This window comes from Cryobacterium sp. MLB-32, from assembly GCF_000738085.1.
Classification (GTDB): Bacteria; Actinomycetota; Actinomycetes; order Actinomycetales; family Microbacteriaceae; genus Cryobacterium.
On sequence record NZ_JPRS01000004.1, the window covers coordinates 18,799 to 41,681 of the forward strand.

19 protein-coding genes and 2 pseudogenes are annotated in these 22,883 nt (G+C 65.1%); 12 read left to right on the top strand and 9 right to left on the bottom strand.

Annotation, left to right across the window (positions count from 1 at the left end):
• Positions 1-180 precede the first annotated feature (180 nt).
• The 7 genes and pseudogenes from JF66_RS00860 (at position 181) to JF66_RS00890 (ending at position 8,286) form a co-directional block, all read left to right on the top strand.
• Positions 181-1,620, top strand: coding sequence for an SDR family oxidoreductase (locus JF66_RS00860; protein WP_369797925.1), 1,440 nt, complete (start codon positions 181-183; stop codon positions 1,618-1,620).
• A 65-nt stretch (positions 1,621-1,685) separates the two neighbouring features.
• Complete coding sequence (locus JF66_RS00865) at positions 1,686-2,258, top strand: GDSL-type esterase/lipase family protein (RefSeq protein WP_156109597.1); 573 nt, start codon at positions 1,686-1,688, stop codon at positions 2,256-2,258.
• A 9-nt stretch (positions 2,259-2,267) separates the two neighbouring features.
• Positions 2,268-4,136, top strand: coding sequence for a DUF2207 domain-containing protein (locus JF66_RS00870; protein WP_035873928.1), 1,869 nt, complete (start codon positions 2,268-2,270; stop codon positions 4,134-4,136).
• Positions 4,136-4,471, top strand: coding sequence for a DUF6804 family protein (locus tag JF66_RS00875; RefSeq protein WP_035873929.1), 336 nt, complete (start codon positions 4,136-4,138; stop codon positions 4,469-4,471). The genes JF66_RS00870 and JF66_RS00875 overlap by 1 nt, the downstream gene beginning before the upstream one ends.
• Before the next feature lie 252 nt (positions 4,472-4,723).
• A complete protein-coding gene (locus JF66_RS00880) occupies positions 4,724-6,892 on the top strand; it encodes a DEAD/DEAH box helicase (RefSeq protein ID WP_081882051.1) in 2,169 nt (722 codons plus the stop codon).
• Positions 6,893-6,986: 94 nt separating this feature from the next.
• Positions 6,987-8,014: pseudogene (locus tag JF66_RS00885) on the top strand (6-phosphofructokinase).
• Between the two features lie 47 nt (positions 8,015-8,061).
• A complete protein-coding gene (locus tag JF66_RS00890) occupies positions 8,062-8,286 on the top strand; it encodes a hypothetical protein (RefSeq protein WP_035873930.1) in 225 nt (74 codons plus the stop codon).
• A gap of 152 nt (positions 8,287-8,438) precedes the next feature.
• Here JF66_RS00890 and JF66_RS00895 read toward each other — a convergent pair whose 3' ends face one another.
• The 3 genes from JF66_RS00895 to JF66_RS00905 form a co-directional block, all read right to left on the bottom strand.
• Positions 8,439-9,839 (bottom strand): diguanylate cyclase, encoded by a 1,401-nt coding sequence (locus tag JF66_RS00895; protein WP_035873931.1) that lies wholly within the window; start codon positions 9,837-9,839, stop codon positions 8,439-8,441.
• Complete coding sequence (locus JF66_RS00900) at positions 9,836-10,708, bottom strand: alpha/beta fold hydrolase (protein WP_369797926.1); 873 nt, start codon at positions 10,706-10,708, stop codon at positions 9,836-9,838. The genes JF66_RS00895 and JF66_RS00900 overlap by 4 nt, the downstream gene beginning before the upstream one ends.
• 80 nt (positions 10,709-10,788) lie before the next feature.
• On the bottom strand, positions 10,789-11,043 hold the full coding sequence (locus JF66_RS00905; protein WP_035873933.1) for a mycoredoxin: 255 nt from the start codon (positions 11,041-11,043) through the stop codon (positions 10,789-10,791).
• A gap of 56 nt (positions 11,044-11,099) precedes the next feature.
• On the opposite strand from JF66_RS00905, the gene JF66_RS00910 reads away from it, so the two are divergent.
• The 3 genes and pseudogenes from JF66_RS00910 (at position 11,100) to JF66_RS00920 (ending at position 13,090) form a co-directional block, all read left to right on the top strand.
• Positions 11,100-11,573: an 8-oxo-dGTP diphosphatase gene (locus JF66_RS00910; protein WP_081882052.1), complete on the top strand. Its 474-nt coding sequence runs from the start codon at positions 11,100-11,102 to the stop codon at positions 11,571-11,573.
• Positions 11,566-12,761: pseudogene (locus JF66_RS00915) on the top strand (anion permease). Before JF66_RS00910 ends, JF66_RS00915 begins: the two are co-directional and overlap by 8 nt.
• Positions 12,758-13,090, top strand: coding sequence for a hypothetical protein (locus JF66_RS00920; RefSeq protein WP_035873934.1), 333 nt, complete (start codon positions 12,758-12,760; stop codon positions 13,088-13,090). Before JF66_RS00915 ends, JF66_RS00920 begins: the two are co-directional and overlap by 4 nt.
• Before the next feature lie 95 nt (positions 13,091-13,185).
• On the opposite strand, the gene JF66_RS00925 is transcribed toward JF66_RS00920, so the two are convergent.
• Positions 13,186-14,463 (bottom strand): uracil-xanthine permease family protein, encoded by a 1,278-nt coding sequence (locus JF66_RS00925; RefSeq protein ID WP_035873936.1) that lies wholly within the window; start codon positions 14,461-14,463, stop codon positions 13,186-13,188.
• A 60-nt stretch (positions 14,464-14,523) separates the two neighbouring features.
• Between JF66_RS00925 and JF66_RS00930 the strand changes: the two genes are divergently transcribed.
• Together JF66_RS00930 and JF66_RS00935 are read left to right on the top strand one after the other, a co-directional pair.
• Entirely contained in the window at positions 14,524-16,083 is a 1,560-nt protein-coding gene (locus JF66_RS00930; RefSeq protein WP_081882053.1) for a carboxylesterase/lipase family protein, read from the top strand.
• A 61-nt stretch (positions 16,084-16,144) separates the two neighbouring features.
• Positions 16,145-17,653, top strand: coding sequence for an NCS2 family permease (locus JF66_RS00935; RefSeq protein ID WP_081882054.1), 1,509 nt, complete (start codon positions 16,145-16,147; stop codon positions 17,651-17,653).
• A 9-nt stretch (positions 17,654-17,662) separates the two neighbouring features.
• On the opposite strand, the gene JF66_RS00940 is transcribed toward JF66_RS00935, so the two are convergent.
• The 5 genes from JF66_RS00940 to JF66_RS22780 are packed head-to-tail and all read right to left on the bottom strand — an operon-like array spanning position 17,663 to position 22,772.
• Complete coding sequence (locus JF66_RS00940; protein ID WP_035873940.1) at positions 17,663-18,400, bottom strand: FadR/GntR family transcriptional regulator; 738 nt, start codon at positions 18,398-18,400, stop codon at positions 17,663-17,665.
• A 30-nt stretch (positions 18,401-18,430) separates the two neighbouring features.
• Complete coding sequence (locus JF66_RS00945) at positions 18,431-19,222, bottom strand: 3-oxoacyl-ACP reductase (protein ID WP_035873941.1); 792 nt, start codon at positions 19,220-19,222, stop codon at positions 18,431-18,433.
• 31 nt (positions 19,223-19,253) lie between these two features.
• Positions 19,254-20,615 (bottom strand): aldehyde dehydrogenase, encoded by a 1,362-nt coding sequence (locus JF66_RS00950; RefSeq protein WP_035873942.1) that lies wholly within the window; start codon positions 20,613-20,615, stop codon positions 19,254-19,256.
• Complete coding sequence (locus tag JF66_RS00955) at positions 20,612-21,418, bottom strand: gamma-glutamyl-gamma-aminobutyrate hydrolase family protein (RefSeq protein ID WP_197059276.1); 807 nt, start codon at positions 21,416-21,418, stop codon at positions 20,612-20,614. Before JF66_RS00955 ends, JF66_RS00950 begins: the two co-directional genes overlap by 4 nt.
• On the bottom strand, positions 21,405-22,772 hold the full coding sequence (locus tag JF66_RS22780; RefSeq protein ID WP_035873943.1) for a glutamine synthetase family protein: 1,368 nt from the start codon (positions 22,770-22,772) through the stop codon (positions 21,405-21,407). The genes JF66_RS00955 and JF66_RS22780 overlap by 14 nt, the downstream gene beginning before the upstream one ends.
• Between the last annotated feature and the right edge of the window lie 111 nt (positions 22,773-22,883).

Consider the following 22,883-nt stretch of genomic DNA (forward strand, 5'->3'; position numbering starts at 1 on the left):
TTTTGTGGTCTCGCACCGAGCGGTGCGGACCTCGATCGCGGACGACTGTACCCCGATCAGGTCTGATCTGCTGGACGTATGCCTACGTATTGTGTCGGCGCCCAGTTTGGGGCTCTAAACTCATCGCATGACATCGCGCAGAGTCCTCGTTACGGGCGCACCGGATACATCGGTGGACGTTTGGTCCCCCGGCTCCTGGAAGCCGGATATGAGGTTCGCGTTCTCGTGCGAACACCGCTGAAGCTTCGGGATGTGCCGTGGGCCGACCAGGTCGAGATCGTGAAGGGTGACCTGGAAAACAGGAGTTCGCTGGACGCCGCCTGCGACGGTGTCGACGTGCTCTACTACCTGGTGCACTCGATGGGCGCGGCGGGTGATTTCGAGAAGGCTGAGCACGCGGGTGCGGAGAACGTGGCAGCGGCGGCTGCACTCGCCGGAGTGTCCCGCATCGTTTATCTGGGCGGACTGCACCCCGATACCGACGCGCTCTCCGCTCACCTTCGTTCCCGCATGGAAGTCGGCCAGATACTGCTGGAGTCTGGCGTTCCGACCATAGCTTTCCAGGCCGGAGTGGTGATCGGTTCCGGTTCGACGTCCTTCGAGATGATCCGGCACCTCACCGACGTTCTGCCTTATATGCCCGCGCCGAAGTGGGTGCGGAACAAAATCCAGCCGATTGCCGTTCGGGATGTGCTGTACTACCTCGTGGAGGCTGCCGATCTGCCCTCCGATGTCAACCGCACGTTTGACATCGGTGGGCCCGACGTACTGCGCTACGGGCAGATGATGAACGGCTACGCCGTCGAGGCAGGACTGCGCCAGCGGGCGATCGCGGCCCTCCCGGTGCTGACCCCCTGGCTTGCCTCCCAGTGGGTCAATCTCGTCACGCCGATTCCGCGCAATCTTGCGATTCCGATCATTGCCTCACTGCAATACGACTGCGTCGTGCACGAGAGCGACATCGATCAGTACATCCCGTCGCCGGAGGGTGGGCTCACCAGCTATCGCACGGCCGTTCGTTTGGCCCTGGGCCGGATGCGGGATGGTGACGTCGAAACGAGCTGGCGCAACTCATCGATTGAAGGGGCGTCGAGCAACCCGTTGCCGAGCGACCCGGAATGGGCCGGCCACGTTGTGTACACCGACCTGCGCGAGAAGACCACCGCCGCAGCCCCGGAGGCCCTCTGGCGTGTCATCGAGAGCATCGGCGGAGAAAACGGCTGGTATTCGTTCCCCCTCGCCTGGGCCGTGCGCGGTCTCATGGACAAGCTCGTGGGCGGAGTGGGGCTTCGTCGCGGGCGTCGAAATCCCGACCACCTGCACGCCGGGGAAGTGCTCGATTTCTGGCGGGTGGAAAGCATCGAGCACGGCAGTTCGCTGAGGCTCCGCGCCGAAATGCGCGTTCCCGGCAAGGCCTGGCTGGAGATGACCGTCATCCCGCTCGCGGGCGGCGGTTCGGTCTACCGGCAGCGCGCAGTGTTCTTTCCCCGTGGTCTGGGCGGACGACTGTACTGGGCGGCAATCCTGCCGTTCCACAGCATTATCTTCGACGGCATGGCGACCCGCATCACCGCTACAGCGGCCGCGGAAAGCCTCGACGTGTCGTCTGCTGCCGCCTAGTATGTTCGGAGAAGGGCTCGTCGGCCAGGAGCGGACGGGCCAGACCGAACTGTAGAGGAGGTCCGATGTCAGCATCCATTGTCTTTGTCGGTGACGGCCTGACGGCCGGCGGTGCTTGGACTGAGTGGTTTCCTGAGTACGACGTGACCAACCTCGGGGTCAGCGGCAACACCACCGATGAGGTCATCACCGGACTCGATTCCATTATCGAACTCTCGCCGGACGCCATCGTGATCCATGTGGGAACCAATGATCTCGGTTGGCGCAAGTCCGACGAGTACGTTGTTCGCAATCTGGAGACCATCCTGTACCGCCTCCGCAAGGGGCTGCCCGGTACGCGGCTCCTCGTGCAGTCCGTCTTCCCGCGAGATCGTGACTTCGCCGACACGATCCGATCGATCAACCGGCATATCTGGCAGTACGCACCGACACAACACGCGCAGTATCTCGATCTGTGGCCGGCCCTCGCGCTGCCCGACGGCGACATCAACCCGGCCTTCTCGGAGGACCACCTTCATCTCACCCCGGAGGCTATCAAGCTTGGCTGGCCGAGCTCCGGCCCGGCCTCGCACTGCTGTTCGACCGTCCACCATCCACAACGTCCCTTCCCATCCAACACGCCTGATCCTCGCGGGTAGGCTGGAGTCATGCCTCGACTGATGCGCCGCGCTCTCGCCGCTACGCTCGGTACCCTGCTTCTGGTCGGCTTCGGGTTCGCCGGTTCTGCCGCGCACGCCACGGAGTCGGCGACAACGCCATCAACGGTGGCGAGCAGCACAGCTGACTTCACCTTCGATTCCTGGCACTCCGACTTCACCCTGGGGCTCGACGCCTCGGGGCGCTCAGCGCTCACAACGGTGGAGACGATCACGGCCCGGTTTCCCGAGACGGATCAAAATCACGGCATCCTCCGGGCCATCCCCACGGATTACCAGGGTCATCCGACCGACGTCTCCATCGTGAGCGTCACGGACGAGAACGGCGAGCCCCGCAGCTACAGCAGTGAAACAACGGGCGACGACGGCAACTTCCTCAACCTTACGATCGCGGCGGATGACTTCGTTCATGGGCCCCACACCTATGTGATCACCTACGACCAGACCAATGTGACCCTGTACCCGGACAACGCCGTCAGCGAGCAGTTCTACTGGGACGTCAACGGAACCGGCTGGGCCCAGCCGTTCGCCGAGGTCACAGCGAGCGTGTTCGTCGCTCCGGAACTCGTCGATCAGCTCACCGAAGATCAGGCGTGCTACCGGGGCCCCGAGGGCGCCACGCAGGCCTGTGATGCGATTTCGGGAGCAGCGGATGGCTCGGGCTGGCGTGTCGACGCCGGGGCAACCTCCCTCGCGCCCTACGAAAACCTCACCGTCGTGGTCGATTTCGCACCGGGGACTTTTGTGCCCCGCGACGATTCGTTCACGGCCAATGTCTTCCCGACCCTGGGACTCGTCGGAGCCCTCGCGGCCGTGCTCGTGGTGGTCCTGGCCGGGTTCCTGCGCGCCGGGCGCTGGAAGCGGGCGCCAGGGCGGCCCACCATCATCGCCGAGTATCTGCCGCCGAAAGGCGTCAATCTGCTGACTTCCGGAGAAGTCTCCGGCCTCAGCGGCACGGCGATAGCGGCCCAGTTCGTGAGCTTCGCGGTGCGCGGAAACGTGCGCATCCTGGAGGAGACCGACAGGAAGAGTCACTACCTGCTCGAATTCCGCACCACCGACGGAGCGGACGAGGCGGAGCTTCGGGTTCTGGGCCTGCTGTTTCCGCGGCTGCTGCCGGGAGAACGGCGCGACCTGAAGAAGAAGAGCGCGCCGCTGACAACGGCGTTGCAGAAGGAACTCTCCGCCGCACGCAAGGCCTCGCTGCGCACGGGGCTTCGAGCGGCGCAGGACACCGCGCTGCGCGCGTGGCTGCTCGTGGCTGCCCTGGCAAGTGTCGCGCTGGCCTTCGGGGCGAGCATGGCCGCCGTGGTCACCGTGGTCGGTGGATTCTGGCCGGCCGTGACCATCGGCGTCGCCATCCTGGCGACACTGGCGACCTTCGCCTTCGTCGGCAATTTTCGACCGCTCACCCGGAGCGGCGCAGAACTTCGTGATTACCTGAAAGGTGTCAAATTGTACATAGGCCTGGCGGAAGCCGACCGACTGCGCGTGTTGCAGAGTCCTGAGGGCGCACTCCGCTCGCCGTACCGGCCGGACCTCGACCGGGCCACCGCAGCTGAACCGGCGCAGGTCGTCAGGCTCTCCGAACGGGTGCTCCCTCTCGCGGTGCTCTTCGGCCAGGAGAAGGAGTGGTCACGCGTGCTCGGCCGGTACTACGAACAGTCCGGTACGCAGCCGGACTGGTACGTGGGAACGAACGCTTTCAGTGCCCTGTACTTCGCCGGTGCCGTCAGCGGCTTTGCCGCCGCCACGACGGCGTCCTGGTCCGGCACGTCCACGAGCTCCTCCGGTTCGGGAACCGGCGGTGGTGGTTCCTCGGGCGGAGGAGGAGGCGGCGGCGGGGGAGGGGGCGTCTGATGGGCACTCCTGCTGCTCCGACATTCACCCGCGCCGCGCTCGCTCCCGGACTCCTCGGGGCGATCGTTCTGCTCGCGGGACTCGCCCTGCTTGATGGCGAGGGCTACATCATCATTCGCTACGCCGTCAGCATTCTGGCTCTGATCATCACGGTTTTCGTGGTTCAGGCCAAGTCCTGGTGGTGGCTGCTCGGACTCGTTCCGATCGCCGTGCTGTGGAACCCGATTGCGGTCATCCCGCTCGAAGGCCAGGGCTGGGCATCCGCTCAGTACATCGCGGCTCTCATCTTCATCTTTGCGGGGATCCGAACGAAGGTGCCGGTGCAGCACGCCTGAGCCGGTCCCGGAGGGCGTAGACTGGTGCCGCTTGGAGAACCCGGTATCCGACTCCACCGCACCCGCTACACAAAGATGAGCCGCAGTGCGAGATGCGCTGTCGAGTTCAGCATTCGGTGCTGTGAACATTCGGCGCTCTGGACATTCGGAGCTGCGAACAGGCGGTGCTGCCGGGTTCGGCGTAGGGATCGACGGCGTCTGTAGACGCCGCAACACGTGAGCGCGGCTCGCGCGGCTGTGAAGTGGAGAACAATGGCTTATACCCGCACCGACGGTTCGAACAACCGAGGCAGCGCCGGTCGACGAATGCGTCCGCGATCCCGAGACGATGATGCTCCCATCATCCCCATCCTGGCCCGCAAGGTCCGTGAGGTTGAGGCGAAGGCACAAAGCGGCACCAAGCTCGGCCCCACGAACCGCACCAAGTATCAGGTCATCGCGCTCCTGATGCGTGAAGAGCGTGCACGGGTCAAAGCCGACGCCGAGCAGACGGACGCCAACCGCGCGGAGCTGCTCAAGCGTCTCGACGGCATCGCCCAGATTCTCGCCAAGACCGCCGCTCGGGACACCAGCCTCATCACGCTGCTGGAGCCCGATGCTGGCGTGTCGACGGTTGCGCAGCGTTTCCGCCGCGACTGGCTGCTTGAGTCGGGAGCAGAGCTGAGTCCAGACGAGCTCATCATCACGCGCGAGCCCGAAGCCCAGCCCGTCGTTCCGCTCAACCAGGTCGTGCCGGCCTCGGTCAAGGCGCGACAACTCGCCAACCCCTTTCTGGCCCCCGATTTCAGTGCGGCCCAGGCTCAGCCGGTCGCCCGCCCGCGTCGTCTGGCCAATTGGGACCTGCTGGGGCCGTTGTTCAAATCGTTTGAATACGGGTCCGGCGGACAGGCGGCAAGCATGGACATGCCGGAAGCCCCCGGTCTCGACCGGCTGTCGCCGCACGGTATGGAGCTGATGCGCCATCAGGCGCGGTTCGTCGAAAGCGCCCGCCTCGGCCACCGCAGCTACCTGCTGGCCGACGAGCCCGGGCTCGGCAAGACGGCCCAGAGCCTGCTCGCGGCCTCGGTGTCGAACGCGTACCCCCTGCTCGCGATCGTTCCCAACGTCGTCAAGATGAACTGGGCGCGTGAGGTCGAACTCTGGACCCCGAATCGTCGCGCGACCGTGATTCACGGAGACGGAGACACGCTCGACGCCTTCGCCGACGTGGTTGTCGTCAACTACGACGTGCTCGACCGGCACCTGGCCTGGCTCGGAACCCTCGGGTTCAAAGGCATGGTCGTCGATGAGGCGCATTTCATCAAGAACCTCCAGTCCCAGCGATCCAAACATGTGCTCTCCCTCGCCGAGCAAATTCGACGACGCACGCCCGGCGGCAACCCCTTGCTGATGGCCCTCACCGGCACGCCTCTGATCAACGACGTCGATGACTTTCGGGCGATCTGGCAGTTTCTCGGCTGGATCGATGGCGACAAGCCCGCCCCGGCCCTGCTCCAGCGTCTCGAAGAGACCGGCCTGACCCCGGCGGATCCAGGTTTCTATAAGGAAGCCCGCGCCGCCGTGATCGACATGGGAATCGTTCGTCGCCGCAAGGTCGACGTGGCAGCAGACCTGCCCGCGAAGCGCATCGCCGACCTGCCGGTCGAGCTCGATGACGACCTCGGTCGCTCCATCCAGAAAGCCGAGCGGGAGCTGGGCGCACGCCTGGTCACGCGGTACAACGCGCTCGTCGCGGCGCGCCACTCCGGCAGCGGCCCCGTCGCCCCCGACGAGCACCAGCGCGAGTCGTACATCCGCGCCGTGGCCCACGCGGAGCTGGAAGACTCCAAGGGGCAGACCACCGGTGAGAATGTTTTCACCATGGTGCGCAAGATCGGCCAGGCGAAGGCGGGCCTCGCTGCCGACTACGCCGCACAGCTCGTTCGGTCGGTGGGCAAGGTGGTCTTCTTCGCGAAGCACATCGATGTGATGGATGCCGCAGAAGACCTGTTCGCCAAACGCGAGCTGCGCACGGTGTCACTGCGCGGCGACCAGAGCGCGGTCGCACGCCAGGCCGCGATCGACTCGTTCAACAACGACCCCGATGTCGCCATCGCCGTGTGCTCGCTCACGGCGGCGGGCGTCGGCGTGAACCTGCAGGCGGCCTCGAACGTCGTGCTCGCCGAACTCAGCTGGACGGCGGCGGAGCAGACGCAGGCCATCGACCGGGTGCACCGTATCGGCCAGGATGAACCCGTCACGGCGTGGCGCATCATCGCGGCTCACACCATTGACGCCCGAATCGCCGATCTCATCGGCAGCAAGCAGGGCCTTGCGGCCCGGGCGCTCGACGGATCGCAGGAGGAAGACACCTCGGCCGACTCGATCCAGGCCAGCGCACTCGTGTACCTGCTGACTCAGGCGCTCGACGGCCGACTCTAGATCGTGGTGCCCCGGCCGATTTGGGTCGGGGCCCTGCGGGCACCAAAATGGTCTCCAGTAACTTTTTCATCTTTTTGTGAAGGAATAGAGCACCATGAAGATCGGTATCCTCACCAGTGGCGGCGACTGCCCCGGCCTGAACGCCGTCATTCGCGGCGCCGTCCTCAAGGGCGGACGCGTGCACGATGCCGAGTTCGTCGGCATTCGCAACGGATGGCGCGGGCTCGTGGAGGGCGAATTCATGACCCTCGACCGTCACAGTGTGCGTGGCCTGTCCAGACAGGGCGGCACGATTCTGGGCAGCTCACGCACGAATCCGTTCGAGGGAGCCAACGGCGGTCCCGAAAACATCCAGCGCAGACTCGACGCCGAGGGCATTGACGCCGTCATCGCTATCGGGGGGGAAGGCACCCTCACGGCGGCGCACCGCCTCACCGAGGCCGGTCTGAAGATCGTGGGCGTGCCCAAGACAATCGACAATGACCTCGAAGCGACCGACTACTCGTTCGGGTTCAACACCGCCGTTGAGATCGCGACGGAGGCCATTGACCGCCTGCGTACCACCGCCGAATCTCATGGCCGGTGCATGGTCGTTGAGGTGATGGGTCGGCACGTGGCTGGATCGCCCTGCATTCCGGCATGGCGGGCGGTGCGCATGCCATTCTTATCCCCGAGCAGCCCAAGACCATGGAACAGATTTGCGAGTGGGTCGAGCACGTCCGCGATCGCGGCCGCGCGCCGGTCATCGTGGTGTCCGAGGGCTTTCTGCTGGCCGGTATGGAAAAAGCACACTCCCACAAGGGTCTCGACGCCTTCGATCGGCCCCGCCTTGGCGGAATCAGCGAAATCATCGCGCCGCTCATCGAAGAACGCACGGGAATCGAGTCTCGTGCCACGGTTCTGGGGCACACCCAGCGCGGCGGCGCACCGTCTGCCTACGACCGCGTGCTCGCCACTCGATTGGGCATGGCCGCCATCGACGCGATCTATGCCTCGCAGTGGGGATCCATGGTCTCCCTGCGCGGAACCGAGATCGAGGTCGTCAGCATCGCCGCGGCAACAATCGGACTCAAGAAAGTCTCACCGGCTCGCTACGACGAGGCCGCTGTCCTCTTCGGATAATCAGCGTGTCGATCCCGGAGATTTCAACGAAGTGGGAGACTGGTGTCATGGTTAGCAATGAGCAGAATGAACAAAACGAGCCGGTGCTGGACGGCAGCCTCGACGCCACCGATGAGGCCAAGCGTCAGGGGATTCTGGATCAGGTTGCGGCGGATTCGGCGGGTCTGCCGCTTGATGAGGTGATCTTCCGTCTGACGCAGCGGCTATCCGAGTCCCAGGTGCCCACGAGCGACGAGCGCATTCGCGAACTCGCGGCGAAGATCGTGAGCTGATTGCAGAGCACGATGGTTGCAGAGCGCGTTGACCTCAGATCAAGCCGACCACAGATCAAGCCGACGACAGATCAAGCTGATCTCCGGGTGACTTGAGCCGAGACGGGGTTGAACCCGCCATTCACTCAAGCGGGGCCCGATCACTGGGTGCATCACGCGCGGAGGGTCGTCACCCGGTCTTTTCCCGCCTGCTTTGACTGGTACATTGCTGAGTCGGCCAGTCGGAGCATGTCGGTGGCGCTCGGGTGTGCCTGGTCGGTCGGTTCGTAGACAGCCAAGCCTACGCTGGCCGTCAAACGATGCGCGGCAGCGCTCCCCGTCAACGGCAGCCGTACCGCCAGGCGAATTCGTTCCGCGAGAGCCAGAGCATCGACAGATCGCGCGCTCTCACAGACGATCACGAATTCGTCGCCGCCGAACCGGGCAACCACGTCCTGTTCACGCACGATGGTTCGCAATCTCCCTGCGATTTCCCGGAGTACGCCATCGCCGACGAGGTGGCCGAGGTGATCGTTCACGGCCTTGAAACCGTCGAGGTCGAAGAATATCAACCCCACAGGCGAACCCAGTCGCTGGGCGGAGTCGAGCATCGTGTCGAGCGTTTGATTCAGTAGTTTTCGGTTGGCGAGACCCGTCAACTGGTCGTACAAGGCAAGGCGTCGGAGTTCATCCTGAAGCCTGATCCGTTCGAGTGCCTCCGTTGACTGGCGGGCCAGAGCGGCATGCAGTTCCGTAGAGGGTGCGTCGAAGGTGCGCTGACGGCCGTACGAACAGATCAGGACGCCCAGCACACGTGTGCCTGCGCGCAACGGCACGACGCTGAGTGCTTCGATGCGGTGGGCCCGCAGAACCTGCTCAAATCCCGGGTAGCATCGTGCGGCCTCGGCAAGGCTCGAAATCGTGACGATCGCGCCGGAAGTCAGAGCGTCGGCCCAGGGAGTGGGGATGCTTTCGGGGAGGGCGGGATCGATGGGGTGGGTGCCGGCGGCCACCGCCAGAGTTTCTGCGCTGTCCCCGAGCAGGACAGCGGCGTTCGTCGCGCGGAAGGCCTGCCGCGCGCTGGTGACGACCGCTTCGGCCAGGTCTGTGGCGGTCGTGCAGGCGGCGAATGCCGTCGAGGCGTTCTGCAGCACCCTCACTCGGGCCTCGGACGATTCGGCGACCCGGCGTGCGGACACCAGCTGGTGCTCCAGATAGTGGCGTTCCGTCGCGTCGAAGACGGCGGTTCGCACGAAAAGGGGTTCACCATCCGTTGCGAATTTCGTCGTGGCGTTGACGAGAACAGGGAGGGACTTTCCCGCTGCGCAGCGAAGCGTCAAGGAGACTTCGTGAACCGTGCCTGCAAGTCGCAGAACGGGCACAAAGCGAGTCTGATAGAAAATATGGCTGGCGGGCGTCAGGAGCCGTTCGAAGGACCGTCCGATCAGCTCCTCCGGGGAGAGACCCATCCAGGCCGCGAAAGTTCCGTTCGACCTCGTGACCACGCCATGGGGCGTTGTGACGATGTAGCCGCACGGAGCGTTCTCATACAGGTCTTCGAAAACGCCCGTCATCTCAGGTAGGAGGCGATCTCAGCGGCGACCTGCCTGGGCGCGGACAGGTTGAGGCAGTGACCTGACGCCGGTACGACCACAAAGGTGCTGCCGGTGATTTTGCGGTGGACGTATTCCCCCACGTGGAGCGGGGCGATGGGATCGTCCTGGGACTGGATGATCAGGGTCGGGGTCGAAACCCGGGTCAGATCGTGCCTGTTGTCCGAGAGAAAGACGACCTCGGCAAAGTGCCGGGCCATCACCGGGTCGGTGGCGCAGAATTGTGCCGTGAGTTCCTCGCCGAGTTCAGGGCGGTCGGGGTTTCCCATGATGACGGGGGCCATGGCGGTGGCCCAGCCGAGATAGTTCATATCAAGCGCGTCGACCAGCGCGTCCAGTTCGGCCTGATCGAAACCACCCCGATAATCGCCGTCGTTGATGTAGCACGGGGACGGGCTGAGGAGCACGAGTCCGGCAATCGATGCGGGGTCGCGCACGGCAGCGAGCACTCCCATCATCGCTCCCACAGAGTGACCGATGTACACGACGTCGGTGAGCCCGAGCTCTCCCACGATTTCGAGGATGTCCGCGGCGTACCCGTGGAGCGAATCATATTTTCCATGATCGTATTGGGTCAGATCCGACCCGCCGGAGCCGACGTGATCGAAGAGAACGATCTGAAAGTCAGGGGCGAGAGAGTCGGTGACGCCCCGCCACATCTCCTGGCTGCACCCGAACCCGTGACCAAACACGAGTGTGCGACCCTCAGGATTGCCGGAAATGTGTACGTTATTTCGATGCGAAACATCTACGTGCGTCGGCTGAGTGGCCATGTTCGTGTTCCATTCAAACAGCATCACCGCTTGCGGAGAGTGCGGATGCCTGCGCATTCTCTGAGTTCACTCAAGCCTACGTCGGTGAGACGTGAATCGGAAGCACGGTGGCTGTCGGCTGGTCACCGAACCTGCGCTCAGGCGAGTTTGGCCTGAACCTGTGCCAGCGAGGGGTTCGTGGCGCTGGAACCGTCGGGGTAGAGGATGGTCGGAACCGTACGGTTTCCACCGTTGAGGCTCATGACGAGTTCGGAGGTGCCCTCGACCTCCTCGACGTTGATCTCCCGATAGGCGACGCCCACCCGGTCGAGCTGTGACTTCAGGCGCGAGCAGTAACCGCACCAGGTCGTCGTGAACATCGTGATCGTTCCGGTTGCGGGTACAAAGTCCATGATGGCAGCGTAACGCGTGGAGCTGTGAGCGAGGCCATGAGCGTTAAGATGAATTAATGACTTTGCCCCAGGTGTGCGTGTGCTACCTCACCCGACAATCACCGGAGGGAGTGCTCCAGGTTCTGCTGGGACGCAAGAAAAAGGGTCTCGGTCTCGGCAACATCGTGGGGCTCGGCGGCAAGCTAGAGCCCGGCGAGAGCGCCGTCGAAGCGGCCGTACGTGAGGTCGAAGAAGAGTCTGGGCTCACGGTCGAGGCCCATGACCTGCGGCCATTCGGTGTTCTGACGTACTTGTTTCCGCATCGGGAGTCGTGGAGCCAGGTATCCACTGTGTTCGTGTGCTCGACGTGGGTCGGCACGCCGCGCGAATCCGATGAGTTGAACCCCGTCTGGTTCGACGTGGACACGCTTCCGGTCGACGAGATGTGGGATGATGCCCGCCATTGGCTCCCCGGCGTTCTCAGCGGGATTCCGGCCCGGAGAACATTCACGTTCGGGGCAGACCTCAAGACTGTGGTCCCCAATGCCTGACCTCAGCCTGATCGTGGTGCTCGTCATCACGCTCGCGCTGGTATTCGATTTCACCAACGGCTTTCACGACACGGCGAACGCCATGGCGACGCCGATTGCGACCGGGGCCATGAAGCCGAAGGTCGCGGTGGGCGTCGCCGCGTTGCTCAACCTCGTGGGAGCCTTCCTCTCCACGGAGGTGGCCCGCACGATTTCCGGCGGCATCATCGCCGAGGGCGAGAACGGCGTACTCATCACCCCGGAACTCATCTTCGCCGGTCTGATCGGCGCCACCGTGTGGAACCTGATCACGTGGCTTCGCGGGCTGCCGTCGAGTTCGAGCCATGCCCTGTTCGGAGGTCTGATCGGTGCCGCGATCATCGGCATCGGCACGAACGCGGTCGACTACGGGGTGGTGGTGTCCAAGGTGCTGCTCCCGGCGCTGCTGGCTCCGCTCATCGCCGGCCTGATCGCCCTGATCGCCACCAAGCTCGCGTATTCGATCACCCGCCGCGAACCGGGCAGGCCAGACGGCCGCGGCGCGTTCCGCAGTGCGCAGATCTTCTCCTCATCGCTGGTCGCGCTTGCCCATGGCACCAACGATGCCCAGAAGACCATGGGCGTGATCACCCTCACCCTCATCGCGGGCGGGTTTCAGGCGGTCGGCACCGGTCCCACCTTCTGGGTGATCGCGGCCTGCGCCCTGGCGATTGCGCTGGGCACGTATACCGGCGGATGGCGCATCATCCGCACCATGGGCACCGGCCTCACCGAGGTCAAGCCCGCTCAGGCTTCGCCGCCGAAACGAGCTCGGCCGCCACGATCCTCGCATCGAGTCACCTCGGCTTTGCGCTCTCCACAACTCAGGTTGCGTCCGGATCCGTCATCGGATCGGGCCTCGGGCGTCGGGGCGCAACCGTGCGCTGGAGTATGGCGATCCGCATCGCACTGGGCTGGGTGCTCACGCTGCCCGCCTCGGCCATCATGGGTGCCTTTGCCGCGGGGCTCACCCTGTTGGGACCGATCGGAATTGTGCTGGACGCCGTCATCGGAACCCTCGTGATCGCGGTGTTGTTCCGCTGGTCCCGGCGCAACCGGGTGACCCACAACACCATGCTCAACGACATTGACGACGCCGGTCGAGTCGTCAGGATCACCAAGACTCGCCGGCGAACACCGGGCCGCGACCGGACGAAGGTGTCGTTGTGATCAGGTGGGACGCATTGGCCATCGTGGCCGGCTCTGCTCTGCTGTCGACAGTGGTGCTCGTGGGGCTGTTCTCGCTCGGTGTCCGCTTGCTGACGACGGGCGGTCGTGTTCTCCTCGTCGAACCCCAGGAGTTCACGGGGGCGATCACCGTGCAGTCACCCAAGCGGGCGGCGAAGATGGCGCGACGTGCACGTAAGGCAGCGGTCGCGAGCCCGCTGACTGAGTGGCAGAAGAACGCGGCCGTTGTTGCCGGTTGTGCCTGTTTCGTGCTGTGTGCCGGCGTGGTGCTCTACGGCGTGTACCTCATCGTTCCGACCTTGCACGCCTAGGGCCCGACGCGACGGACGGTCAGTTCCGCTGGTCGAGGCGCGACGAAGGAGCGATCGAGACCGCGCGCGTCGGCCCTGCCTCGACCGGCGGACGGTCACGCCGTTCCGCGCACCCGACCGAGCCATGTCATCAGGTGGTAAATGACGATCGCGGCGATCGTTCCGAGCGCGATGCCGTTGAAGGTGAGTGTGCCCGCCGACAACGTGAAGTCAGCGACGCCGATGATGAGGGCTGTCGCCGCCGTGAACTGGTTCACGGGCTTGGAGAAGTCGACCTTGTTGTCAAGCCAGATCTTCACCCCGATCACGCCGATCAGGCCGTAGAGGGCGGTGGTCACACCACCGAGTACGCCCTCCGGGATCGTGTTGATGACGGCGCCGACCTTGGGCGAGAGCCCGAGCAGCACGGCGGTGAGCCCGGCGACCCAATACGCGGCGGTCGAGTAGATGCGGGTGGCCGCCATCACTCCGATGTTCTCGCCGTACGTGGTCGTTCCGCTTCCGCCGCCGAATCCGGCGAGCATGGTGGCCAGTCCGTCGGCGAACAGCGCCCGGCCGGTGAGCCGATTCACCTTCGCATCCGTCATCTGGGCAACGCCCTTGATATGGCCCACGTTCTCGGCGATGAGCACCAGGACAACCGGCAGGAATGCCGGAAGTACACCGAATACCACCGCCGGATTCTCGAACGGGTTCGACGGCGCGGTGAACGGGGGAAGACCGACCCACTCGGCGGAGGCGACCTTACTGAAGTCGACTTCACCCCCGATCACCGCTGCCACGTAACCGACGATCACGCCGAGGAAGATCGACAGTCGCCCGAGGATGCCGCGGAACAGCACGGTGCACAGGATGACGGCCAGGAGCGTGATCACTCCGGTGAGCGGCGCCGCCGAGAAGTTGGCCTTGGCCACCGGGGCGAGGTTGAAGCCGATCAGGGCTACGATGGCGCCGGAGACCACGGGCGGCATCAGGCGGTCGATCCAGCCGGTCCCCGTGAGCTGCACCACCACCCCCACGATCGCGAGCAGCACGCCGACGGCGAGGATGCCGAAGAGGGCGCCGCCCATGCCGGCGGAGGCCGTGGCGGCCGTGATCGGGGCGATGAACGCGAAGGACGACCCGAGGTAGCTGGGAAGTTTGTTGCCCGTGATCATCAGGAACAGCAGCGTGCCTATACCGGAGAAAAGCAGGGTGGTACTCGGCGGGAAACCAGTGATCAGCGGAACGAGGAACGTGGCGCCGAACATGGCCACCACGTGCTGCGTACCGATTCCGATGGTGAGGGGCCAGCTGAGGCGTTCGCCGGGACCGACGACCTCCTGGGCTCCGACCGATTTTCCGTCACCGTGCAGGGTCCAGGGCAGTGCCATTGTTTCTCGTTTCATTGTCGTGCTCTCAAACTGATCGTAGTAAACAAATAGGATCGGGTCATGACGGTTTCGCCCGGCAACACCCAGACCGACCAGGCCGACCGACTGACCAGGTCGACACGTGCCGGTTCCGTGCGCGGCGTTCGAGAACGGGGTGTGCTCGCGTGGCGGGGAATTCCCTACGCGGCGGCCCCCGTGGGACAGAATCGCTTTCGGGCGCCGCTTTCGGTGGAGCCCTGGACCGGAATCCGAGCCGCGCACGAGTTCGGCCCGGTCGCCCCGCAAAGCCACCGGGGCCAGTTCATCGGTGCCCACCCGCGCATCCCGCAGAGTGAAGACTGCCTCAACCTGAACGTTATTGCACCGGATCTGCCGATGGATTCCGCCGCGCTGCGCCCCGTGATGGTCTTCATCCACGGAGGCGCCTACAGCGTGGGCTCGTCACGGGAGGTTCCGCACCAGGGCGAGGGCCTCGTGCGACGCGGGGGCGTGGTCTATGTGAGCCTCAACTACCGCCTCGGTGCGCTCGGCTATTTGGATTTCACGCGGTATTCCACGCCGGAGCGGCCCCTCGACAGCAACCTGGGCCTGCGGGATCAGGTGGCTGCGCTCCAGTGGGTGCAGCAGAACATCGCGTCGTTCGGCGGAGATCCGGATGCGGTCACTCTGTTCGGCGAATCGGCCGGCGCCAACGCCGTCACCACGCTGATGACCGTCCCGGCCGCTGCCGGTCTTTTTCACCGGGCCATCGCACAGAGCGCGCCGCCCAACGCCGTCTATCCTCGAGACCTCACGGCGCGGTGGGCCGGTGAATTCGTCGACAGTCTCGCTGAGTCGACCGAGGCCCGATCGACGGAGCAGGCCGTACGGTTGCTGCTCGAGGCCGATACCGCGACCCTGGCCGAGGCCACGACCGCGCTGACCCTGCGCACGCCGGATCAGGACCCGGGCACGATCCCGTTGTGCCCCGTCATCGACGGGGCATTCCTGCCGGAGCGACCCCTGGACGCCTTCCGGGACGGCCGTGCCCATCGCGTGCCGCTGATCATCGGAACGAACGCCCGGGAAGGTTCCCTGTTCAGCGGTCGGATCGACATCCTTGCGACGACGCCCAGGCGCATCCGCGCCATCTTCAAGAAGACCGCGAAGAAGGCCAGAAAGACGCTCAAGGCACAGTACCCGGGCATCCCCGCCCTGCGGGCCGCGCTGGACTTCGGCGGCGACTATTCCTTCTGGTACCCGAGCGTCAAGGTGGGGGAACGGCATTCACGGTACGCGCCGGTGTTCTTCTACCGATTCGACGCGGCGCCACGGCTGGTGCGGCTGATGGGACTCGACGCGACGCACGGTCTCGAGCTCTTCCCCCTGTTCGATCGACTCAACGGCTGGCCCGGTCGTGGGATGACACTGCTCGGTGGCCGGCGCACGTTTCGGGCGATCGGAGCCCGCATGCAGGGCTGGTGGATCGACTTCGCGGTGTGCGGGGTACCGGCCGCAAGCTGGCCGCCCTACGACGAATCCAGCCGAGAAACTCTCATCATCGATGCCACCGATCGCGTCGAGGCCGACCCCGGGTCGGAACGCCGATTGGCCTGGGGCGCGTTCGTACCGCACGTCTGAGTCGTAGACTTGTCATCTGCGCAGGGCCCACATCTGCGCCGACCGGCCCCGGGAGAACACGATTTCCACGACTAACGCGTCACCATCAGTACCGTCAGAATCCACCCCCCCCACGGCAGCACCCCCGCAGTCGTCCGGTCTCAAGGCCCGCGTCGACCGCTATTTCGAGGTCACCAGCCGCGGCTCCACCTGGGGCCGTGAAGTGCGCGGGGGACTGGTCACCTTCGTGACCATGGCCTACATCGTGATACTCAATCCACTCATCCTCGGTGGTTTCAGCGCGGACCAGGCGAGCGTCGACGTGGCCGGCGGGTGGCTGCCTGCCGAACAGGTGGCTGCGGTCACAGCCCTGACCGCTGGTGTGATGACCATCCTCTTCGGCGTCGTCGCGCGGCTGCCCTACGGCTTCGCAGCCGGACTGGGTATCAACTCGTTCCTGGCGGTCAGCGTCGTCGGCCAGGTGACCTGGCCCGAAGCCATGGGCCTCGTCGTCATCAACGGCCTCATCATCGTGCTGCTGGCCTCCACCGGTATGCGGGAGCTCATCTTCAACGCCGTCCCGCGTCAGCTGAAGATCGCGATCACGGTGGGAATCGGACTCTTCATCGCCTTCATCGGCCTGGTTGACTCCGGATTCGTGCGGTCCAGCGGACCCGGCGGCCCGCCGGTGCAGCTTGGTGAGGGCGGTTCCGTCGCCACTCTGCCCACCGCGGTCTTCGTGGTCGGCCTGATCATCATCGGTGTGCTGCTCGCCCGCAAGGTGAAGGCGGCGCTCCTGATCGGAATCGTGGCGACCACCATCATCGCCATTGTGCTGGAGGCAATCTTCAAGGTGGGCCCCTCGTTCGGAACAAACCCCGCAGGCTGGAACCTGAACGCCCCGGTGCTTCCCACCCAGATCATGTCGTTGCCTGACCTGAGCCTGGTCGGACAGGTGAGCTTCGGCGCATTCGAACGGATCGGCATGCTGGCCGCCGTGATGCTGATCTTCACGCTGGTCTTCACCAACTTCTTCGACGCCATGGGCACCATGACCGGGCTGGCCAACGAGGCCGGACTGGCCGACAAGAACGGGAACTTTCCCCGACTCAAGTCCGCACTGATCGTGGAGGGCATCGGCGCGGTCGCCGGCGGCGCCGCATCGGCCTCGTCGAATACCGTGTTCATCGAGTCAGGGGCCGGCATCGGAGAGGGCGCCCGCACCGGTGTGGCCAACGTGGTCACCGGGGTGCTGTTTTTGGCGGCCATGTTCTTCACGCCGCTGACTCAGATCGTGCCCCTCGAGGTGGCGGCGGCGGCGCTCGTGATCGTCGGCGCGATGATGGTGTCGCAGATCCGGCACATCGACTTCTCTGAATTCTCGATCGTCTTGCCGGTGTTCCTGACCATTATCGTGATGCCGCTGACGTATTCCATCGCCAACGGCATCGGCGCCGGGTTCATCAGCTGGGTGCTCGTGCGCTCCTTCTCTGGCAAGGCGAAGGAGATCAGCCCGCTCCTGTGGGTTGTCGCAGCCGGATTCGTGCTGTTCTTCGTGCGGGGACCGGTCGAGGCGCTGCTCGGCGCTTAGGCCGGCCGCCTACTCGAGAAAGCCGCGCAGGAGCAGGGCTGTGCCGGCGAGGTGCTCCCGCATGGCTTCGGCGGCCTCATCGGGTTGGCCGGTGAGGATTCCGCTCACGATGGCCTCATGCTGCTCATTCGAGTGGGCGATATTGGGGCCCAGCAGGGGGATGCCGTCGAGGAGCGCGTTGACTCTCGTGCGCACGTCGGCGATGAGCGGCACGAGCGACGACGACCCCGTCAGCTCGCCGATTGTGATGTGGAGCCGTGAATCGAGGCGGCGGTAGTCGTCTCCGACGGCCGCCGTCGTGTCGGCAAGGGTCGACCAGAGCAGTTTTCGTTCGATGGGGGAGAGCGCTCGGGATGCCGCCACGCGGGCCGCGCCCACCTCCAGGATGTCTCGCAACACGAGCGTGTCCTCAATCTGCTCCGGGGTCGCCGCCGGTACGGGCCGGGACGGCTCTGTGCCGCCCGGTGCCTGCGGGGGCAGCACGTCGCTCACGAAGGTTCCGCCGTAACGGCCGCGACGCGAGACGAGATATCCGGCCTCGGCTACCGAGGCGAGGGCGACGCGCAGTGTGTCGCGGCTGACGCCGAGACGGCCAGCCAGTTCGCGCTCGGCCGGCAGACGTTCGCCCGGGGCCAGAAGCCCCAGCCGCACGGTTTGCAGCAGGCGCTGCACGGTTTCCTCGAACGCGTTGCCGCCGGATACCGGTCGCAACAACAACTCGTTGATCAACGCTCGCTGATCGTCCACACGCCTGCCTCCTCCTGCTGCTCACTCTCGTCATTCGGGTGTGACGTACGCCGAGCTGATCCCTCCATCCACCATAAACGTGGATCCGGTGATGAAAGACGAGTCATCGCTTGCCAGGAATGCCACGGCGGCGGCAAGCTCCTGCGGTTCGGCGAAGCGCCCCACCGGGATGTGTACGAGTCGTCGAGCCGCGCGTTCCGGGTCCTTGGCGAAGAGCTCCTGCAGGAGCGGGGTGTTCACCGGTCCCGGGCAGAGGGCATTGACCCTGATCCCCTGACGAGCGAACTGCACGCCGAGTTCCCTGCTCATGGCGAGCACGCCCCCCTTCGACGCCGTGTACGAGATCTGGCTCGTCGCCGATCCCAGCACCGCCACAAAGGAGGCCGTGTTGATGATCGAGCCGCGACCCTGACGCACCATGTGCCGCAGGGCTGCCCGACAGCACAGGTAGACGGATTTGAGGTTCACGTCCTGCACCCGGTTCCAGGCCGGCAGCTCCGTGGTCTCGATGGAGTCGTCGTCGGGAGGCGAGATGCCCGCGTTGTTGAAGGCAATGTCCACGGAACCATAGGTTGTATTGGCGGTGTCGAACAGGTTGTTCACCTCCTCTTCCTCGGTGACATTGACCTTCACGAACAGGCCACCGACCCGCTGGGCTGCCCGGGCGCCGGCCACCTCATCCATGTCTCCGATCACGACGGTGGCACCCTCGGCGGCGAAACGCAGGGCCGTGGCCAGGCCGATGCCGCTTGCGCCGCCGGTGATGACGGCGACCTTGCCGGCGAGTCGCTGGGTGAGATTGAGTGCGGTGATCTCGGTCATGTCGGGCTCCTGTGTTGAGAAAGTCGACGGATCAGTCGACGGCAATGAAGACATTCTTGGTATCGGTGAAACTCAGCGGGGCATCCGGTCCCAGCTCGCGTCCGATGCCCGATTGCTTGAATCCGCCGAACGGCGTCGAGTAGCGCACTGACGAGTGCGAGTTGACGGACAGATTGCCGGATTCCACGCCCCGAGCCACCCGGATTGCCCGACCGACGTCGCGTGTCCAGATCGAACCTGACAGCCCGTACTCGGTGTCGTTCGCGAGCCGCAGGGCATCCGCTTCGTCGTCGAAGGGGAGCACCGTCACGACGGGACCGAAGATCTCGTCGGTGACCGAGCGATCGTGGCGCGAGGCGGGCGTGAGCACCGTGGGGGGAAACCAGAACCCGGGACCCTCAGGTGCGGCGCCGCGGAACGCGACGGGAGCGTCATCGGGAACGTAGGAGCGAACGGATGCGAGGTGCGCCGCTGATACCAGCGGCCCCATGTCGGTGGTCTCATCGCGGGGATCGCCCACTCGAACGGCCGCTACCGCGGGTTCGAGAAGTTCCATGAAGCGGTCGTACACGTCGCGTTGCACGATAATGCGGCTGCGGGCGCAGCAATCCTGTCCGGCATTCTCGAAAACGCCCGACGGGGCGGCGGCGGCTGCCTTCTCGAGGTCGGCGTCACCGAAGATGATGTTGGCGCTCTTGCCCCCGAGCTCGAGCGTCACCCGCTTGACCTGAGCCGCACAGCCGGCCATGATCTGCTTGCCCACGGCGGTCGAGCCGGTGAAGACGATCTTGCGCACAGCCGGGTGAGTCACGAAACGATCGCCGACCACGGAACCTCGGCCGGGAAGCACCTGAAAAAGCCCTTCGGGCAGGCCGGATTCGAGGGCAAGCTCTCCCAATCGCATGCTCGACAGGGGTGTCCACTCCGCCGGTTTCAGCAGCACGGCGTTGCCGGCCGCGAGCGCGGGAGCGAAACCCCACGCCGCGATCGTCATCGGAAAATTCCAGGGGGTGATGATGCCCACGACGCCGAGGGGCTCATGGAAGGTCACATCGAGCCCGCCGGACACCGGGATCTGCCGCCCGAAGAGGCGCTCGGGGGCCGCCGCGTAATACTCGAGCACGTCACGGACATGACCGGCCTCCCACCGGGCCTGAGTCACCGGGTGGCCCGAATTGCGCACCTCCGTCTGGGCCAGATTTTCACGGTCACCGTCGACGGCCGCCGCGAACCGGTGCAGGGCTCTGGCTTTGTCGGCGGGGGCGACGAGGGCCCATGCCTTCTGTGCCACGCCGGCCCGGGCGATGGCCTCGTCGGTCGCGTCGCGCGTGACGTGATCGATCGTTGAGATGGATTCCTCATCAGCGGGATTGATCACCGTGTAACTGCTCATGACTGGGCCCTTCGATAGGTGGATGCGGCGTCGACGAGGCCGGCGAACAACCGGAGGTCCTCGGCGGATTCCTCCGGGTGCCACTGCACGGCCAGGGCGAAGGCTTTCGTCGTCACCTCGACGGCCTCGATGATGCCGTGCTCGGTGATGGCAGAGACAACGAGGCCATCGGCCACGCGGTCGATCGACTGGTGGTGGTACACGGGAACGGCGAGCCGGTCTTCTCCCACGAGAGCATGCAGGCGCGAGTGGGGATCGATGTCAACCGACAGCTGGGTGAAGGTGCCGCCACCGACCTGGTAGCCGGTGTTTCCCACGATGTCCGGCAGGTGCTGGTGCAGCGTTCCGCCGAGGGCGACGTTGAGCACCTGGGCGCCACGGCAAATGCCCAGGAACGGGAGATCCTGCTCAAGGGCCCGGCGCAGCAATTCCGTTTCCCACAGGTCTCGATCCCGTTGGGGGTGATCGGTGGCCGGATGCGGCTGGGCGCCGTACCTGGCCGGGTCGACGTCTCTGCCGCCGGTGATAATCAATCCGTCCAGGCCTGCGAGTACCCGGTCGGCGATTGCCGTGTTCACCGGCTGCGGCGGCAGGAGCACGGCGATGCCCCCGGCCCGGGTGACGGCCTGGACATACACGGCAGGGAGAAAAGCGGCCTGCACGTCCCAGACGCCCGTCTGAGCCTGCTGGAGGTAGGTGGTGAGACCGATGACGGGCGGGTCCGTCCGTCGCGGTGTCGATCCGTTCGGGAGCGTGGAGCCGTCGGGAGGCTCGGAGCTGTTCGTGCGCTCAGAGGCGTTCAAAGCCGCGGGTCCTCTCCCAGTCGGTGACGGCCGAGTCGTACGCGGCCACTTCGATGCGTGCGTTGTTGAGGTAGTGGTCGACGACCTCGTCGCCGAAGGCCGAACGCGCCACGGTGGACGCGGCGAACAGGTCGGCGGATTCGCGCAGGGTCGCCGGCACTCGTGCGGTGGAACTGGCATACGCATTGCCCTCGAAAGCCGGTTCGAGTTCCAACTCGTTTTCGATTCCGTGCAGACCCGCCGCTATCAAGGCACTCACCGCGAGGTACTGGTTGACGTCACCTCCGGGCACCCGGTTCTCTACGCGCATCCCGAGTCCGCGACCGACGACACGCAGGGCACAAGTGCGATTGTCGAGGCCCCAGGCGATGGCGGTCGGAGCGAAGCTGTCGGCGACATAGCGTTTGTAGGAGTTGATGTTGGGGGCCGAGAACAGGGTCAGTTCACGCATCACGGCGAGCTGGCCGGCCACGAAATGACGGAACATCTTCGACATGCCGTGCTCGGCCTCAGGATCGGCGAAGACGGCGCTGCCGTCGGTGCCGCGCAGGCTGATGTGGATGTGGCAGCTGTTGCCTTCCCGCTCGTTGAACTTGGCCATGAACGTGAGGCTCTTGCCGTGCGCGTCGGCAATTTCCTTGGCACCGTTCTTGTAGATCGAGTGGTTGTCACAGGTCACAAGTGCTGTGTCGTAGCGAAACCCGATTTCCTGCTGGCCGAGATTGCATTCGCCCTTCACGCCCTCGCAATACATGCCCGCACCCTCCATGCCCACGCGGATATCCTTGAGCAGGGGTTCCATCCGGGTCGACGCCAGGATGGAATAGTCGATGTTGTAATCGCTCGCGGGCGTCAGGTCTCGGTAGCCCTTTTTCCAGGCATCCCGGTAACCGTCGTCAAAGACGAGGAATTCGAGCTCGGTGGCGACAGAGGGCACGAGCCCATGCTCGGCCAGACGCGCCAACTGGCCCCGCAGAATCTGCCGCGGCGACGGAGCCACCGGGGTCTCGTTCAGCCAGTGCAGATCCGCCGTGACCATCGCGGTGCCGGGGAGCCAGGGCAGGCGGCGAAGGGTGGTGAGGTCGGGCATCATCGCCATGTCCCCGTAGCCGCGCTCCCAGCTCGACATCGCGTACCCATCGACCGTGTTCATCTCGACGTCGACAGCGAGCAGGTAATTACAGCACTCGGCGCCGTGGGATGCGGCGTCCTCCACGAAAAGACGCGCGGAGAGTCGCTTACCCACCAGCCGGCCCTGCATATCGGTGAAAGCCACGATGACCGTGTCGATGTCGCCCATGGCCACGGCGTCTGTCAGCTCGGTGAGCGTGAGATGGGGGGTGCGGGGTGTCATGAACTTCTCCTCATTGAGCCGGTCAATTGCGGTGACTTGCCACCATTACAACACAGTAGACCATCAGTTTGCGGCAGTCAGGAGCGAGAAGCAATCTCCCAAAGGTATATA